9 protein-coding genes are annotated in these 17,161 nt (G+C 40.4%); 2 read left to right on the forward strand and 7 right to left on the reverse strand.

The window, feature by feature from the left end:
- Positions 1-644: 644 nt before the first annotated feature.
- Entirely contained in the window at positions 645-1,745 is a 1,101-nt protein-coding gene (locus tag G4Y78_RS25215) for a TRAP transporter substrate-binding protein (RefSeq protein WP_163835635.1), read from the reverse strand.
- Between the two features lie 265 nt (positions 1,746-2,010).
- On the opposite strand from G4Y78_RS25215, the gene G4Y78_RS25220 reads away from it, so the two are divergent.
- Positions 2,011-2,802, forward strand: a complete 792-nt coding sequence (locus G4Y78_RS25220; RefSeq protein ID WP_163835636.1) for a substrate-binding periplasmic protein — start codon at positions 2,011-2,013, stop codon at positions 2,800-2,802.
- A gap of 115 nt (positions 2,803-2,917) precedes the next feature.
- On the opposite strand, the gene G4Y78_RS25225 is transcribed toward G4Y78_RS25220, so the two are convergent.
- The 5 genes from G4Y78_RS25225 to G4Y78_RS25245 form a co-directional block, all read right to left on the reverse strand.
- A complete protein-coding gene (locus G4Y78_RS25225) occupies positions 2,918-4,336 on the reverse strand; it encodes an efflux transporter outer membrane subunit (RefSeq protein ID WP_163835637.1) in 1,419 nt (472 codons plus the stop codon).
- Entirely contained in the window at positions 4,333-7,476 is a 3,144-nt protein-coding gene (locus tag G4Y78_RS25230) for an efflux RND transporter permease subunit (RefSeq protein ID WP_163835638.1), read from the reverse strand. The genes G4Y78_RS25225 and G4Y78_RS25230 overlap by 4 nt, the downstream gene beginning before the upstream one ends.
- A 22-nt stretch (positions 7,477-7,498) precedes the next feature.
- On the reverse strand, positions 7,499-8,725 hold the full coding sequence (locus G4Y78_RS25235; protein WP_163835639.1) for an efflux RND transporter periplasmic adaptor subunit: 1,227 nt from the start codon (positions 8,723-8,725) through the stop codon (positions 7,499-7,501).
- Between the two features lie 331 nt (positions 8,726-9,056).
- Positions 9,057-10,331: a sensor histidine kinase gene (locus tag G4Y78_RS25240; RefSeq protein ID WP_163835640.1), complete on the reverse strand. Its 1,275-nt coding sequence runs from the start codon at positions 10,329-10,331 to the stop codon at positions 9,057-9,059.
- The gene (locus G4Y78_RS25245; protein ID WP_163835641.1) at positions 10,328-11,014 is read right to left on the reverse strand and encodes a response regulator transcription factor; all 687 of its coding nucleotides are present in this window, start codon (positions 11,012-11,014) and stop codon (positions 10,328-10,330) included. The genes G4Y78_RS25240 and G4Y78_RS25245 overlap by 4 nt, the downstream gene beginning before the upstream one ends.
- Before the next feature lie 1,167 nt (positions 11,015-12,181).
- Between G4Y78_RS25245 and G4Y78_RS25250 the strand changes: the two genes are divergently transcribed.
- Entirely contained in the window at positions 12,182-15,601 is a 3,420-nt protein-coding gene (locus G4Y78_RS25250) for an ATP-binding protein (RefSeq protein ID WP_163835642.1), read from the forward strand.
- Positions 15,602-15,754: 153 nt separating this feature from the next.
- Here G4Y78_RS25250 and G4Y78_RS25255 read toward each other — a convergent pair whose 3' ends face one another.
- Entirely contained in the window at positions 15,755-17,113 is a 1,359-nt protein-coding gene (locus G4Y78_RS25255) for an MATE family efflux transporter (protein WP_163835644.1), read from the reverse strand.
- Positions 17,114-17,161 lie beyond the last annotated feature (48 nt).

Consider the following 17,161-nt stretch of genomic DNA (forward strand, 5'->3'; position numbering starts at 1 on the left):
GAGGTACTTTTTGATAGACAATGCCTTGATAGAGCATAAAAAGCGAACAACTTATTAGACCTAGTCAGTGACAACCAAGATCAATTTTTACGCTAAAGATGCTGACCAGATAGTGTCAGTTGACTGTACTGTCAATTGCAACAGGGAGCACCTATTGAAAGCGCCATCGTTGCCAAGTATGTTAGAGATGATTTAATCACCTAATAAGCTTAATCCTCTTGTTTGAATAAGCAATACAATGACAAACAGCAATAGTATTGTATCAATCAAACTTTTTTAGGCTTCTTCTCAGCTAATTGACTCTTTTTTTATGACTAGTATTAGGAACACTGTCTGGTAGACAAAGGTATTATTTTCTATTTGTTTTTAGCTCAGTTACCTTTTTCAGGTTTTATACATACCCCCTAATATTTTTCAACATTTTTTGCTGCTAAGAAATAAGCTTATGATCAAATGAAAGCGTTTACTAATAACCATTTTTCCTGTTTGTCATTAATACCATTTTATACAGCACAAGCAAGCCTTATTATACCAGAGTCTGCTACTGTGTCAGGAATGTTTTTTGTCGTAGGCTTTGTTAATGGTTTTATCGACGGTAAGACTAGCAGCCAAAATATCAGCAAAACCAGAATATTTTATCTTGATTAAACCACTTTTTCAGTATCAGCATAGGTTGCTTCGATTAATTTCTGAAAAATGCTAAACCATTTAGGACCAAGTAATTTTTCTTTAATGCTATTCCATTCTTTTCTCTGATGACCAAAGGCAAATTTAAGTGTATCTTTCTCCTGCGCTGATAGCTGATAAATATCGACGCCAATTTGGGAAAAATTTTGTCGGCAGAGGTTATTGGAGCGCTGATATAAGAAAAACTGTTTATGCCTGATTTCTTCAATAGCATCAAGAAAGGCAAGTCGAGTGCTTCTGTCCAATGATTGCATAAAATGATTATTGGCGATGGCCACCCAACCGTCGTGTACTGACTCTATTTCTGTAATCACACCGATTTCCCTATTTAATTCATCCGGGCCAGAATAAAGGCCTATGAATGAAGGATCCAGTGCATCGTAACGATTAAGTCGGGCTGTTTTTGCAGCTAGCCCCCATAGTATGGATGTAGGTTTTGCTCCTGCCATTTGATAGAAATGCAACAGGGATTCCGATGCAGGCACCCGGAATCGCACACCATTAAAATCCTCGGGCGACTTAATGGCTTTACCATAAATGCGAGTAGAGGATGCTGTCCTAGAACCCACTACATAATGAAAGAGTACCGTCACATGAGCCGCCTGGGTTAATACATGCTGCCGCCAAACACTAGAGTTCACCAAACGTTGATACCTTTCTGCACTGGCACACCAAAATGGAATATTGATAACGTCCATAGCAGGTGCTCTAGGCGTGAGGTTAGATATGGATAACAGAGCGCCTTGTACTTGCCCATAAATCACGCTGCTTGATAGAGCGCTACCGATACCGAAACTGCCACCATCATGAATGGCGACATAAATCTGGTTATGAGTATACTGCTCAATGAGTTGTTTTATCTCATGGTGAGCATGAGGCGTTGTTAAATAATGATCGGTAATGTAAGGAGACGCAAAATTAAATATATATTTAGCAAGCTTACCCTTTTTTTGCTCTTCTTTCGAAAATTGCTGATCTGTACTGCTGAGAGCTGCCAGTGCAGGGGGTAAACTGGCACCAATAGAGAGCAGATATTTAATGGCAGTGCGCCTATTCATACATACTAGCCTTAAACATAGTTATGCCCCTTACAGGTTATTACTATATAATAGCTTATTCTATCTGCCTGATAAGATTAAAGACCTCTAGTAATTATTTGTATTTTTTAATGATAATTAATCTAATGAGTATCCACAGTAATTTTCATCTATAAATAGAGAATTGGAACTATAATTTAATGAGAATAAACTAGTGAGTGTTTCAAAGCTTAACTTTGAAGTACCACTTAATAATCCTTTGGGCTTCAGAGGTTAGAGTACAAATATGAACATCCATAATTTTATTGCTTTATTATTGATTATACTCATAACCCTCACAAGCACAACAACCTTTTGCAAAGATATGATTATCTTTGGTTATGACTCTAAACCACCCAAATACTACATTGAAAATGGTGAGCCTAAAGGGATTTTAGTAGATATGATGCGCTGGATAGGCAAAGAGATTCACTATAACTTTGATATACGCTTATACCCATGGAAACGTGCTTACCATCATGCATTAGAAGGTGATGGTGGAATCATTGGATTATCATGGAATGCAAAACGAGAAAAGATTTTTGATTATTCTGATGTAATGTATTTTGATGATGTTGTTCTAGCAGTTAGGAAAGATAACATTTTCAGTTTTAATTTGATTAAAGATCTTAAAGGAAAATCGATAGCACTTGAAAGAGGATCTAGTAAAGGAAATGAATTTGATAATCTTATAAAAACCGGTTTTCTCAAGCCTGTTTGGAGCAACTCTATGCCCCACAGCTTATTATTAGTTCTTTCTGGACATGCAGATATGGCAGTTGCTGGCCCAGGTAAAATAGGATATTTGATGACAATATATAATGAAGCCTCGTCATATCCATCATTAGCAAAAAATAGAGACAAGCTTACAATTATTTCCAAACCTATAGTCCGGGATCCTAATTATCTTGGCATTTCAAAAAAACTAGCAGCTCATGACTTCTTAGCTGAATTTAACAAGGCTTTAAAGAAAGGTGAAGCATCCGGTGCATTTAAATCGATTATTGAGAAATATAGTCAAGCATTTCACCTTCTCTAGGAAAGAGTTCAATTACTCTTTCCTAGATTTAGGCTTCATATAATCAAATAAAACGATTTTTATACCCTTTGTAAGCCTAGCCAGAATATTTCATCAAACCACAGAAAAAATCTATTTATGTTTTAGTACCACCCCCAAGTACTTTAAATAAAGTAACCCGATTACTGTACTCAGTTAATTGCAGTTGAATTAATGCCTGTTGAGCACTATACAGCTGCCGCTGTGAATCTAAAGCATCAAGATAACTATCTAAGCCATTACGGTAGCGAGCATTGGATAAGATATAACTCTGCGAATTGGCTTTAACCAGGGCTTTTTGTGCTTTTAGTCGTTCATCTAATGATCCTCGCACGGCTAAAACATCAGCGACCTCTTTAAATGCAGTTTGAATCGTTTTTTCATATTCAGCCACCGCAATATCACGTTTTACTTTAGATTCTTTTAGTGAAGCACTTAAACTCCCTACATTTAAAATGGGTATACTTATACTCGGCGTAAATGACCAACTGCGATTACTGCTGCTAAATAAGTGATTTAATTGATTGCTGCTACGCCCGGCAGATGCCGTAAGAGAAATAGTAGGGAAAAAAGCCGCACGCGCTGCACCAATATTGGCGTTAGCTCCTTTTAAGCTATGCTCCGCTGCCAATACATCAGGGCGCTGAAATAACACACTTGATTTTAAGTTGGCAGGGATTGGCGCTAGTGCAATTGTTTTTTCCAGTTTTATTGACGGTAAAAGATTATCCTTCAGTTGGGTGCCTACCACTAACTCCAGTGCATTACGATCCTGAGCCACTTGCGCTTTGTATGTAGCAACATCAACGCGGGCAGTTTCCACACTGGACTGTACCTGAGCCAAGTTTAGTTTTGAGGCTATTCCCTGGTTGTACATTTTTTGGGTTAGTTTCAGGGTTTCTAGCTGGCTATTTAGCGTTTGCTGAGCGAGGGCTTGTAATTGCAGGTTGGTCGCCAGCGTTAACCAATTATTTGCCACTTCAGCAATTAAGCTTAAACGGGTGCTGCGCTGGGTTTCCACTGTTGAAAAATAACTTTCAAGCGCCTCGTCTTTCAAACTGCTAATTCGGCCGAATAAATCTAATTCATAACTGCTAAAACCAATTCCAGCCTCATATTGGTGACTGATGGTTGAGCTATCACTACCATTCACTGGGGTGCGTGATGCGGTTTTGCTACTGCTCACCGAAATTGACGGCCATAGTTCAGCTTCTTGAATTCCGTATTTAGCCCGTGCTTGCTCAATATTTAGCAAGGCAATCCGTAGATCACGATTGTTAGTTAACGCCAGATTAATTACCTGGCGTAATTTGGGCTCTTGGAAATAATCTTGCCACTTGATTGCAGCCACAGTTTTATTGGTAGCAATGGCTGATGAGTTTTGCTGAGCTGCTTTTGTATCACGCCACTCTGCAGTTACAGGTGAATCAGGCCGTTGATAATCTGGCGTTAAGCTGACACACCCAGCCATGGTTAACGCAGGTATTAAAACGCAGATTTTTTGCAGTGGTTTCATACTTCAGCCTCTTGGGTATACAACGCTTTTTCCTTGGACTTTCCTGCAAACAATGTACGGATAATGACGTAGAATAGTGGAACAAAGAAAATACCAAACAGCGTCGAAAACAGGGTTCCACCAAGTACCCCAGTGCCCAGCGCATGACGACCACCAGAACCCGCACCAGAACTTAACACCATTGGTAATACACCTAACAAAAAGGCTAAAGACGTCATAATGATTGGACGCAACCGCTGATGCGCTGCTTGTAATACCGCTGATATTAAAGACTCACCTTTTTCTTCCAGGTCTTTAGCAAACTCAACAATCAAAATACCGTTTTTCGCTGCCAGCCCCATGGTGGCTAACAAACCAACCTGGAAATATATATCATTGGATAAATCACGCAGCCAAGTGGCAGCCAGAGCACCTACAATACCGACAGGCACAGCCAGTATGACTGAGACCGGAATTGACCAGCTTTCATAAAGCGCAGCCAAACACAAGAAGACAAACACCAGTGATACGGCATAAAGCAAAATGGCTTGTGACCCTGCCGCTTGCTCCTGATAAGACATATCCGACCAGGAATAACTGATACCATCAGGCAGCTGGCTAACCAAGCTGGCAATTTCATTCATTGCATCACCAGAGCTTACCCCTGTTATTGCACTGCCGGTAATTTCCATGGATTCGGTGCCATTAAAGCGGTTCAGCACTTGTGGCTTGTAATCCCAATGGCCATTAGAGAAGACTGAAAATGGCACCATTTTCCCGTCACTATTTCGCACATACCAGCGGCTGATATCTTGAGGCAGCATTCGCGAAGCAGCCTCCCCCTGCACATACACCTTTTTCACCCGGCTCTTGTTAATGAAGTCATTAACATAGTTACTACCCAGCACCGTTGATAAGGTGTTATTGATATCTGAAGACGAAAGCCCCAGCGCACCCGCTTTTTGATCATTGATATCCAATTGATACACCGGCGAGTCATTAAGCCCGTTGTAGCGAACAGCGGTGAGTTTTGCATTATTGCCTGCCAACTGCAGTAGCTGATTTTTTGCCGCAACCAACGCTTCATGGCCATTACCACCCAGGTCCTGCAACTGCAAAGTAAAACCAGAGCTGGAACCTAAACCCGAAATAGCAGGTGGAGTCAGTGCAAATACCTGAGCATCTTTAATGGTTGCCATCATTGCCCCGGTAATTCGGCCCGCAATTTCCTGAGCAGATGCTTCTCGCTCACTCCAATCCTTGAGCTTAATAAAAGCCATACCCGCGTTTTGGCTACTACCGGCAAAGCTGAAGCCTGCCACATTGAAGATGCCTTCAACCTCTGGCTGCTGCATTACAAATTCGGCCACTTTGTCCATACTTTTCAGAGTCCGCTGCTGAGTGGCGCCGACTGGGGCGTTATACATCACCATCAACATGCCCTGGTCTTCTTCTGGCAAAAATGAGGTAGGCAGGCGCACAAACAATAAGCCCATGATGCCAATAATGCCTAAATAGACCAGCATGCTTGACTTCCGATAGCGAACAACATGCTTTACTCCATTACGATAACGGTTGGCACTACGGTCAAAACAGCGGTTAAACCAGGCAAAGAAGCGACCTAGTGGGCCTTTGGTTGAGGTATGGCCACCTTTCTCAATAGGCTTCAGGAAAGTGGCACACAGCGCTGGGCTTAAGGTCAATGCAACTACCACAGAAAGCAACATAGAAGCAGCAATGGTGACTGAGAACTGACGATAAATAGCACCTGTGGAGCCTTCAAAGAATGCCATCGGGATAAAGACTGCGGTTAACACCATAGCAATACCGATTAACGCCCCGGTAATCTGCCCCATAGATTTGCGAGTAGCCTCTCGTGGGGACAAGCCCTCTTCAGACATTACCCGCTCGACGTTTTCCACCACCACAATCGCGTCGTCTACCAACAGGCCGATGGCGAGTACCATACTGAACATGGTTAAGGTGTTGATGGAATAGCCCAGCAACGCTAGTACGCCAAAAGTACCCAGCAATACCACTGGCACCGCAATGGCTGGAATCAAGGTCGCACGCCAGTTTTGCAGAAACAGAAACATGATCAGCACAACCAGTCCGATCGCTTCCATTAACGTTTGCACTACCTCTTCAATAGAGATTTTCACAAAGGGTGTGGTGTCATAGGCAACGGTATAACTCAAACCATCGGGGAAATAAGGCTCAAGGGTTTTGAGCTTGGCTTTAACGGCTTCAGCAACATCCAGCGCATTAGCACCCGTCGCTAGCTCCAAGCCCATACCAGAAGCTGCTTTACCATTAAACTTGGCAGAAGATGAGTAGCTTTCAGAGCCTAGCTCTATGTTGGCGACATCACTCAAATAAACCGTGGCGCCACTGGTATCAGATTTAAGTACGATTGATTCAAACTGCTCAACTGTTTGCAGCTTACTTCGTGAGGTGACTGTGGCATTAAGCTGCTGACCATTAACCGCTGGTAAGTCACCTAATGCGCCTGAACTCACATCAGTGTTTTGTTGTGAAATAGCGGTAGTGACATCAGAAGGCATCAGTGTATATTTACGCATTTTTTCTGGGTCAAGCCAGATCCGCATGGCGTACTCCGAGCCAAACACTCTAACGTTACCTACACCATTAACCCGACTGATTGAGTCTTGCAGGCTGGATACCATATAGTCAGCAATGTCGGTATCCGTCATACTGCCATCATCAGAGGTAAACGCCAGCACCATAAACATGCTGCCGCCGCCAGATTTGGATACTGTCACCCCTGAGTTTTTCACTGCATCCGGTAACAGCGACTCAGCCTGAGATACTTTGTTTTGCACCTGCACTTGCGCCGTATCTGGGTCTGTACCAGAAGCAAAGGTTAGGGTAATGCTTGCACTGCCTGATGAGCTACTGCTGGATGACATATAAAGCAGGTTATCCAGTCCTGTCATTTGCTGCTCAAGAATTTGGGTAACCGAGTTTTGTACCGTTTCTGCAGAAGCACCGGTATAGGTGGCGCTAACAGAAACCGCCGGTGGTGCGATGTCTGGGTATTGTTGCAGCGGCAAACTGAAAATGGACATCAGGCCACCCAGCATGATGGCAATCGCAATTACCCAGGCAAATATCGGTCGGTCTATAAAAAAACGGGCCATGACTACTCCTCCTGGCTTTGGGCTACAGCGTTAGCTGATTGTCATTGGCTGTATCTGCGGTTATTGCCTTGCTTTCAGCAACATTTAAGTCCTGCTGAAACTCTTCTGCTTTAACCACCTGCCCTGTTCTAACCTTGTGCACGCCTTCCACAATCACCCGCTCACCTGATTTCAGGCCGGAGCTAACTAGCCACCTGTCTTTAACTGCTTTACTGGTTTCCACCACGCGCTGCTCTACTTTATCATCAGCAGAAACCACCCAAACGGTTGCTTCTCCTTTAGAGTTACGAGTAACCGCCTGCATCGGCACCAACAACGCTTGCTCATCAACCCCCACATACAAAGTGGCATCGACGTACATTCCAGGTAACAACTGGTATTTCGGGTTAGCAAAAACGGCTCTTAGCTCCATGGTTCCAGTGGTTTCCTCAACTGAGTTGCCCACAAATTCCAAGGTGCCGGTTTCGCTATAGGCAGTACCATCCTCTAGGGTTAGCTTCACCTGAACCTTTTCTTCTTTTTTTAGCTGGCCGGACTCCAGCTGACGCCGTAGTTTCAGCCCCTCAACACTGGAAAAACTCAGGTCCACATTAATGGGGTCTAATTTGTTAATAGTGGTCAAGGCACTTGTCTGGTCTGCAGTAACCAATGCACCAGGCGTTGCAGTTGACTTACCAATGCGACCAGAAATAGGTGCCTTGATTTGGGCATAATCCAGATTAATTTCTGCTGTTTTTAGCTCAGCTTCATAAGCTACCACAGCTGCTTGAGCCTCTCTTAAGGTGGCAACTGCCTCATCTTTATCTTGCTTGCTCACCCCACCTATTTTGGCCAAACGTTGATAACGCTCCGCCTTCGGCTGGGCTGATTGCACCGCAGCTTTTGCCTGAGCCAGCTTCGCTTTTGCATTGTCATAGGTTGCTTGATAGGTAGCAGGGTTAATTTGATAAAGCACTTGCCCGGCTTCAACATCCTGCCCTTCTTTGAATAAACGCTTTTGCAAAATGCCACCCACTTGTGGGCGAACATCGGACGTTTGATAAGCCTTAGTTCTGCCAGGCAGCTCGACTGTGACAGCATAGGACTGAGCAGCCAAGGTGACTACGCTCACTTCAGTGGTAGGCATTGAGGCTGGCCCAGCAGCTGAAGATGAATCCTGTTTTGAACAACCGCTTAATCCAAGCAGCAATAGAGATAAGAGAAACAATTGGCGGCGAATGCCGGAGCATGAAATAAGACTAAGAGACATGAACATAATCTTCTTTGGTTAAAAATAAAAACATTGCCAAATCGACTTCTAATCAGCACAAACTAAACGCAGCGCTAATCAGCTCAAGCATGACTACCATTGCAGACCTAAATAGTTTTTTTCAGGCTTGCAGTAGCACTGTACAAAATGGTGGGTTAAAGGAGGGTTAATATCTGAGATTCCCTAACAACTTCGCGCAAGACTATTTCATAACATAATTGCATTTGCAATAGTCCCAAATGTAAAAACTGTAAAGATTTCTGCAAGGCTTGGGCTACAGCCTAAAAAACTTATAAATCATTACACAACAAATCATGTACACCACTTACTATTATTTTATATTAGAAGCTGGGAAATTAAGTGTTACATAGTGGCCATTATTTTGTTGTTCATTGCGATAACTCCAGCCTAACCGCTGACACAATCGTTCAGTTAATTGCAAACCCAAACCAAAACCTAGGTCTTCTTTATCTGAGTTAGCATCTTGCTGATTATTTATCTGTACCGTGCCATGCTGCTGCAGAATATCAACTTTTCCTTCCCAGGTATGCTGAAAAGCATTTCGAATAAGGTTACCCAATACAATTCTGGCAGCCGCTTCAGGTAAACAAACAGTATGAGGCTGTGTTTGGATATCAACAGTAACTTGCTTGGATGCCAGCAAATAGCGCATTTCCTCTACTAAGTGTTGAATAATTTCATCCAGCTGACATTTCATCGTCGGTAGATTTTCTGCCCGCCCATGATGTAGCCATAATAACGTTTCCGTCAGGTGCTTCATGGTAAGACTAGCGCGATCAATACGATCAATAGGTGCTTTATAACAAGTTTGATTTTGTTGAGCATCGATCTTTTTCAGCAATTCCACATTACTGCGAATTGTGGTGATAGGTGTGCGCAGCTCGTGGCTGGTATGCCGTAAAAACCGTTGTTCACGATCAGCACTTTCTTGTACCGATTGCATAGTTGTGCGAATTAAATCAGCAAATGTATTCAGCTCTGGGTAACTAAAATCTGGCGTCGGTTTATTAATATTATTAACAGTTAACATGCGAGCCCACTGCCCAAGACGAGTAATCGGTCGACTAACCCGCCAACTTAGTAACAGAATGACCAGCGCAAGGGAAAGTGCACTTAAAACACTAATAACAATCAGCATTTGAAAGTCGCTGGTAATATTCTGAAGCGTCAGAGCTGAAGTGGTATGGCGAGAAATACTGTAAGAAATGTATATTTTTTTACTTTCTTTTATAAGATGCAATAAAAATATTACCCGTGTAGGTTTTTCACCATCATCTTGATGGGATTTATATAACTGATTGGGCTCTATTTCTGATTGAGTAAATAGCTGCCGTATTTCATCAGGTTGTTCCGACCAATAGTTGCTATAATAATAATTATTAAATTTTTTACGTTGACTCGCGTTTGTTTGAGGTGCTTCCTTAAAAAAATATAGCGCAACTTGCTCCATATTATCAGTGACAATATTATCCATTCCCTCTATTAAATAGCGGGCGGTTAGAAATGAATAACCTAAAACCAGAATTAACCCTTGCAGCAGAAAAGCCAATACGACCAACCATTTTAAACTGAAGCCGCGTTTCATTCCGTATCCTGACCTTCGCTTACCTTGATGGCAAAGCCTTGTCGGGCAATTGTATGGAGTAAGGGTGAATCAAAAGGCATATCGATGGCTTTACGTAAATTAAATAGGTGAACCTTAAGGCTATTACTGTCGGGTAATTCGTCTCCCCATAATGCTTGCTCCAATTGCTGGCGTGAAACTACCGAAGGTGATGCCCGCAATAACGTTTCCAGCAAAGTCCAACCTGTTGGTGATAATTTGATGGACTGGCCTTGGCGGGTCAGTGTTTTAGTGGTGAGATCCATCTTTAAATCACCACAGCTCAACACCCTCACTTGCCCACTTCGCCGCTTGGCTAAAGCACGTACACGCACCACTAATTCCTGCATTTCAAAGGGTTTGACCAGATAATCATCCGTACCCGCATCAAACCCTAGCAATTTGTCACTGATTTGATCACGAGCAGTCAACATCAAAATAGGCGTGTCATCTCCACTAGCCCGCAACCGCTGACAAACAGTCAAGCCATCCATACGGGGTAAATTCAAGTCTAATAATAATGTGTCGTAATGGTGTTGAGTCATTAACTCAAGCCCCGCTACACCATTGCTGGCATAATCACAACGGATATCTTCCAGTTCCAAATACTGAATCAGGGTATCGGCTAAATCCCGATCATCTTCGACCAACAATACGCTTAACATACTTACTTTCTTTGCCCTTCTGAATCAGCATACCAATTTATGGACCACTACCAAAAGCATATCACAAGCCCGACCCAGGCAACTGCCCTCTTTGTTTTGATGTAGGACAGAGTAACGCCAAAATACTGTTATTACTTCGATGAGTTTATAGAGAGAAGGGTTAAGAATGGGTTAAGTCAATCAGCACTGTATATATTCAGTAGGATTACCAGGGGAATATCACTGTTGTGCAATAATCGAGGCGCAATGAGAAAAATTTAGTTGTTCTAAATGAACAATGAGCAACAACGAGTCGTGCTTTTATAGTGATATCCCTTCGGGTTATGATTATTTTTCCATCCAGCGGTGACTCAAATAGTGATAACAGGCCCTAAGTAAGCTGAACAGAAAAGCTGACAATTGTAGGACAAACTATTCATATGCATAATGAGAACATTCAGCTATGCGACTGCAAACGTAAGACTTTATTTAGGGGAGAGTTCGCTTGTTTAAATAAACCATAGAAGTTAAGAACAGCCTAATTCTACAACCAAAGATCACAAGTAAACACCTACAAACATAAGCTATTGAGTATTAATTGAATACTTGATTATTCATCATTAGCTTGCTAATGTTTCGGTTTATTCATAAAAGAGTAATATTAATCTCAAACGTTTAATGAAATGGAACTTGATTAATTCAAAATAAATAATATTTTTTGAATTAATCGTCGATGGTGAGTAGATGCTAGCCAGGGAGAACAACTTAAACTTACCTCCCTAACTAAATTAGTACTACTAAATTACAATGAATAACAGTCATTAGGTTTGCTGATCATATTTCTATATATTATTTGCTTGACTATATAGAGCTGTCGATAAAACCTTACTAGCGCTCATCACCGTGTAATAGGAAAATATTTCCCATATTACTCTCCTCCATTTGCAAATGCTTAATGAGTTAAATCAAGTGAAGTATGACATGTTATTTTTTAGCACACAATCTCACTATAACAAGAGAATATGCTTTAACAACTTGATTAAATAAAGAAGCCTTTTTCATGTTTGCTTATGTTTACAAACCTAGAAAAATACAATAACCAGATACTTATAGGCATTTAATTTTAGCACTGCTTAATAGATTTTAGATACTGAGTATATGCTTAGTAGTCATTCAGAAGGAACTAATATGTCCAGCATTTATACAATAAAACTGTTAAAGCAATTTGGCCATACAGATGGATTATTAAGTGGTGGCAACATGGCTACTGGTTTACTTGTCTACTGTATCATTGCTACTACAGAAGGGTTTGGACGAGAAGGGATTGTTTTATCTACTTTTCTTCTGTTTTTCTTATCAGCAGTTTTAGAAATTCCTACAGGATATTTAGGTGACCGTTTTGGATGGAAGTTTTCAGTTAAGCTAGGCTTACTTTGTGATTTTACAGCTACTGTATTTTTTAGTCTGACTGTTTTTTGTGCAATCTACGGTCATTATATTCTGATGCTGTGCTTTTTAGTATTAAGGCAACTTTTTAGTGCACTTAATGGAGCCTTTACTAGTGGCTCCTATCAAGCAGCCTACCAACGATGGTACCAAGAAAAGCTAGAACAAAACAATACTAAAATTAGCAATTCTCCTCCCCTATTTCTTGCAAGTTATAAATATGGCATATGGATTCGGTTGGGACTCCCATTATTTGCGTTAGGGCTTGGGTTAGCATTACAAACAGATCAGTTTGTAAATATTTCAAAAGAATTTGCAGCATTAATACCACTAGGTTTAGTGCTTTACATCTTAATTATTCAAGTAGCAGCCTATTTAAAAATGGCTAAAGATCTGGATTTTAAGTCCATATCTACGAAAGAAGGTAATGTAACAGGGGATATCACTCTAACAAAGTTGTTTCTATCTGCCCAAGCTACTTTACCAGTTTTATGCACTTATGCATTTGCACACCTTTTTTTACAAATCACTTACATGTTCTTAATAGGTGAATCTTATTATTTATTTAAAGAAGCCGACTTGCCCACCATCTTTGTGTGGGGTGGTGGAATGGGAGCCGCTGTCATCAGCAGCTTCTTAGGAATGGGAATCTCTCGACTTTTTATCCCTTGGCTTTCTAAACAACCTAACCTACGCGCTATCCGATGGTTAGGCACTCTTGGATTAAGTATCCTTTCTACTGTCGTAGCAGTCTCTTTTTATAGTGATATGTCAATAACTACTAAATTGGCTTGCATGTTTTCAGTAATCCTGATTGCAGACCCTATTTGTTTTGCCTTACGTGCGGAAATCACTTCTGATAGTCACCGGTTTGTACCTGATGAGTTCAAAGCCAGCTGGTTTAGCGGAGGTTCGCTATTAGCTCGGCTTACCTATGCAATGATTACTGGCTTGATTTTAATTGCAGGTATTCCCCATATGGGTATTTTTGTCATGATGTCAGTGTTGGGGGTTATTGGCGCCTACCTTGCGTTTGTCAATTATAAAAAAGGTGAGAATGTTAGTAAATTTGAGCGAGCAAGCTTAAAAAAGTGTCTAGGCATGGTAATTGGCATCATGTTCTTTATTGCCAGCTTTGTAGTTTTTCTAAGCGAAACCTGGTATTTCGTCAAACATGCCACTGAAGCACAACGTCAACAGAACCAAGCATTAGCTGTGCATTATGCTGGACAGTTTGCCCAAGTAAATAACACCACACAAGCTAACCAGTTGCTTTACTCTCTTAATGAAAAAATAAACGTTGATTGTGTGGATATTAATATAGATATTGTTAAACAAACGCTTTGCGACCCTAGTCAGTCCACCTACTTTGTATCCAAGGTTATTTATCAAAATCCTTTACTGAAACAAGAGCAACTAGGTGCAATTACGATCTATTTTAATGATTCTATCATTCATCAAAAAACCTTACAGCACCTGATGATTGTCGCTGCCATATATATTGCTTTTGTACTATTAGTGTTCAATATCACCTACCGTATTGTAAAACGTATTTGTAGCGAAGCTAAAATGGTGCTGGATGTAGCGATGGATAAATCATCTGACAAGATTAAAAATACAAATGGAGAGGAGCGTTACTTTATTGACGAGTTTGCCACCATGGCTAGTAAGTTTAATACCTTTATTGAAAATGAAAAGCGTATGGCTAATTTGGAAGGAATCAATCAAATGGCTGCTCAAGTTGCCCATGACATACGTTCACCGTTAACTGCTCTTGAACTGATTGCCGAACAATCTATTGATGCTATTCCTGAAAGGAATCGTATTATTTTTCGTTGCGCCATCGAAAGTATCAATGATATTGCCAATGGCCTATTAGTGGTGGAACGAGAACAAAATGTAAATAAAGATCCTGCCAAACAAAAAATCTCTACACAATTGCTATCTACTTTATTAGAAGAAGTTATCTCAGAAAAACGCATTCAATATCGCCGACAACCAGGAGTATCCTTACAACTACATATAGATAATAATGCCTATGGCTTATTTGTGAATGTCCATGCCAATACTTTACGTCGAGTGCTATCGAACTTAATTAACAATGCCGTGGAAGCGAAGGGAGACCAGCCCAGTATCAATATTCAATTAAGACTAAGGGAGCTAAACAAAAAGGCTGCTATTACTATCACCGACAACGGTCAAGGCATTCCTAATGGGTTAATTAACCAGGTACTCAAGCGTGGCGTGAGTGTGGGTAAACAGGGTAATACAGGCTTAGGATTGTCTCACGCAAAAACGACAGTTGAGTCTTGGGATGGCCATTTTGCTTTAGCCTCTGAGCCCAGTGTTGGCACGCAAGTGACTATTGCTTTGCCAATACAAGCAATGCCACAGTGGTTCTTACCCTTATTAGTACTACCTGCTAATACACAAGTCATGATTCTAGATGATGATATCGGTATGCATGGCGTATGGCAAAGTAGACTAGAGGCATTACATTTAGAGGAGTCTCGGATTGAGGTCAACTATTTCCGTGATGAAGTACAAGTTATGGAATTTTTTAGAAAAAAAATTAACCCAATTCGACCGTTCCTTTTTCTATCCGACTATGAATTAATTGGTAGGGAAAAAACCGGATTAGACATTATTAATATTTTACAAATAGCAAAAAATAGCATTTTAGTGACCAGCCATTATAAAAACACTGAAATATTAGAGCGCTGCAAGCTGTTAGGTATTAAAGTCATACCAAAATCCTTGGTTAATTGGATATCTATTGAATCTACTACATTAGCTTCTGTTAATTATGATGCAGTACATGTTGAAGATAATAAAGGCATTCGAACTTGCTGGGAGTTAGATGCAGAAACGCACCCCGCAAAACTTCTGTCATTAAAAAGCCCAAAAGAATTTGAAAAGTATGTGGACCAAATCGCTAAAAATACCCCTATTTACATTGATAATGAATTTATAGGGGAAAATATCACTGGCTGTGAGTGGGCAAAAACTTTATATGAGCGTGGCTTCAAGCATTTAGTTTTAACCTCTGGTTTGATTCCATCCAACGTCAATGAGATGTATTGGTTTGAATCAATTGGAGATAAACGCTCACCATGGGCAATCGAACGAGAAAAAAATAAATTATCTATTACCATTGATTAATAGTTATCAATCAATAGTGGTGTTTCAACGCAGGAATACCATTATTGATTATTTTAAACTTTGTCCTTAAACAAACCACCCTACAGGAAAGGTTCGTATTGGTTGGCCTATAGAGTAATTATTTGTACTCATTTCTTACTTTGTCAATAAACACTAACTTTTAGCTAAAGCATAAGTTTGACCTTGTTTACTACGTCCTTTTACATCTTTCCATAACATGGGTGCTGCTATTAAAAACAACACCATATTCGATAGTGGCAGTGCTAACCATATTCCATTAATACCAAACCACTGAGGTAATAAAATTAAGAATGGTATCTGAACTAGCATATTGCCAACTGATACCATTAACGACTTTGCACCTTGATTTATTGCCAAAAAATAAACCGCGGCAATAACAAAAAAACCATCAAGAAACAGTAATATTAAATGAAGCCTTAAACCATTTTGGGTTTTATTTATTAACTCTATATCAACATCATTAAACACACCAATAATAGTGATAGGAAAAATATTAAGCACCAACAGCCAAATAATTCCACTAATTGTTACAATCTTAAGCGCTAACTTCAGTAAGTTCTCAATATTATTAACTTGATTAGCCCCAAAATAATAGCTGATTGGTGGCTGTATCCCTTCAGCTATTCCTTCAGCCAGCAAATAGTAAAGTGACATTAAATAACCCACTATCGCAAAAGCCCCTACATCCACTGGTGAGCCATACTTCATAAACAACCAGTTATGTAATGCCACAACAAAACTAATATACAAATACATTACTAGTGTAGACAAACCTAGCTTTATTACTTTAACAGCTTTGTTCAAACTGAATGTGATTGATTCTAAAGTTAGTCTCAGCGATGAAAGTGAAGAAAAAAAGTAGAACAAACAAGCAACCATGACTACCAGCTGCGCAATCACTGTTGCAATAGCAGCTCCTTGCAATCCCCATTGCCACTGCACAATAAAAAGATAATCTAAAATGATATTAATAGCAGCCCCTATTATCAACAAGCCAGTTGCAATCTTGGGGCTTTCAAGGTTTCGAATCAATAATGGCATGGCTGCTGCGCAAATAGAAAATACAGCACTTAAAGTACATATCTCAGCATACTGCATACCATATAGTAGTGTTTGTTCAGATGTTCCCTGAATCTTCAGAATTATCGGGCTAATATAATAAGCTACGATGACCGTCAGCAAACCAAGAATAAACAACAAAGCAATTCCAGTGAATAACGTTTGCTTAGCTGTAACTAAGTTACCTTCTCCTCTGTTAATTGAAATTAGGCTGCCACAGCCTAGCCCTATCATGACACCTACTGCAGAAATAAGACAAATAACAGGCCATACGAGATTAATTCCAGCTAGCCCTTCATAACCAATAAAATGACCAATAAAAAAGCCATCTACAATTTGATATAAGCCACTTACTAGCATGGCTACTACAGATGGTATGGTATAACGCAAAAAAGTTTGGCGAATATTGGTATTTGAATAATAACTACTCATGTCTTATTAGATATCTTTGCTGAAAACACTTGTCATTATGCTTTCTTC

It is taken from the genome of Spartinivicinus ruber, assembly GCF_011009015.1.
In the GTDB taxonomy this organism is placed as follows: Bacteria; Pseudomonadota; Gammaproteobacteria; order Pseudomonadales; family Zooshikellaceae; genus Spartinivicinus; species Spartinivicinus ruber.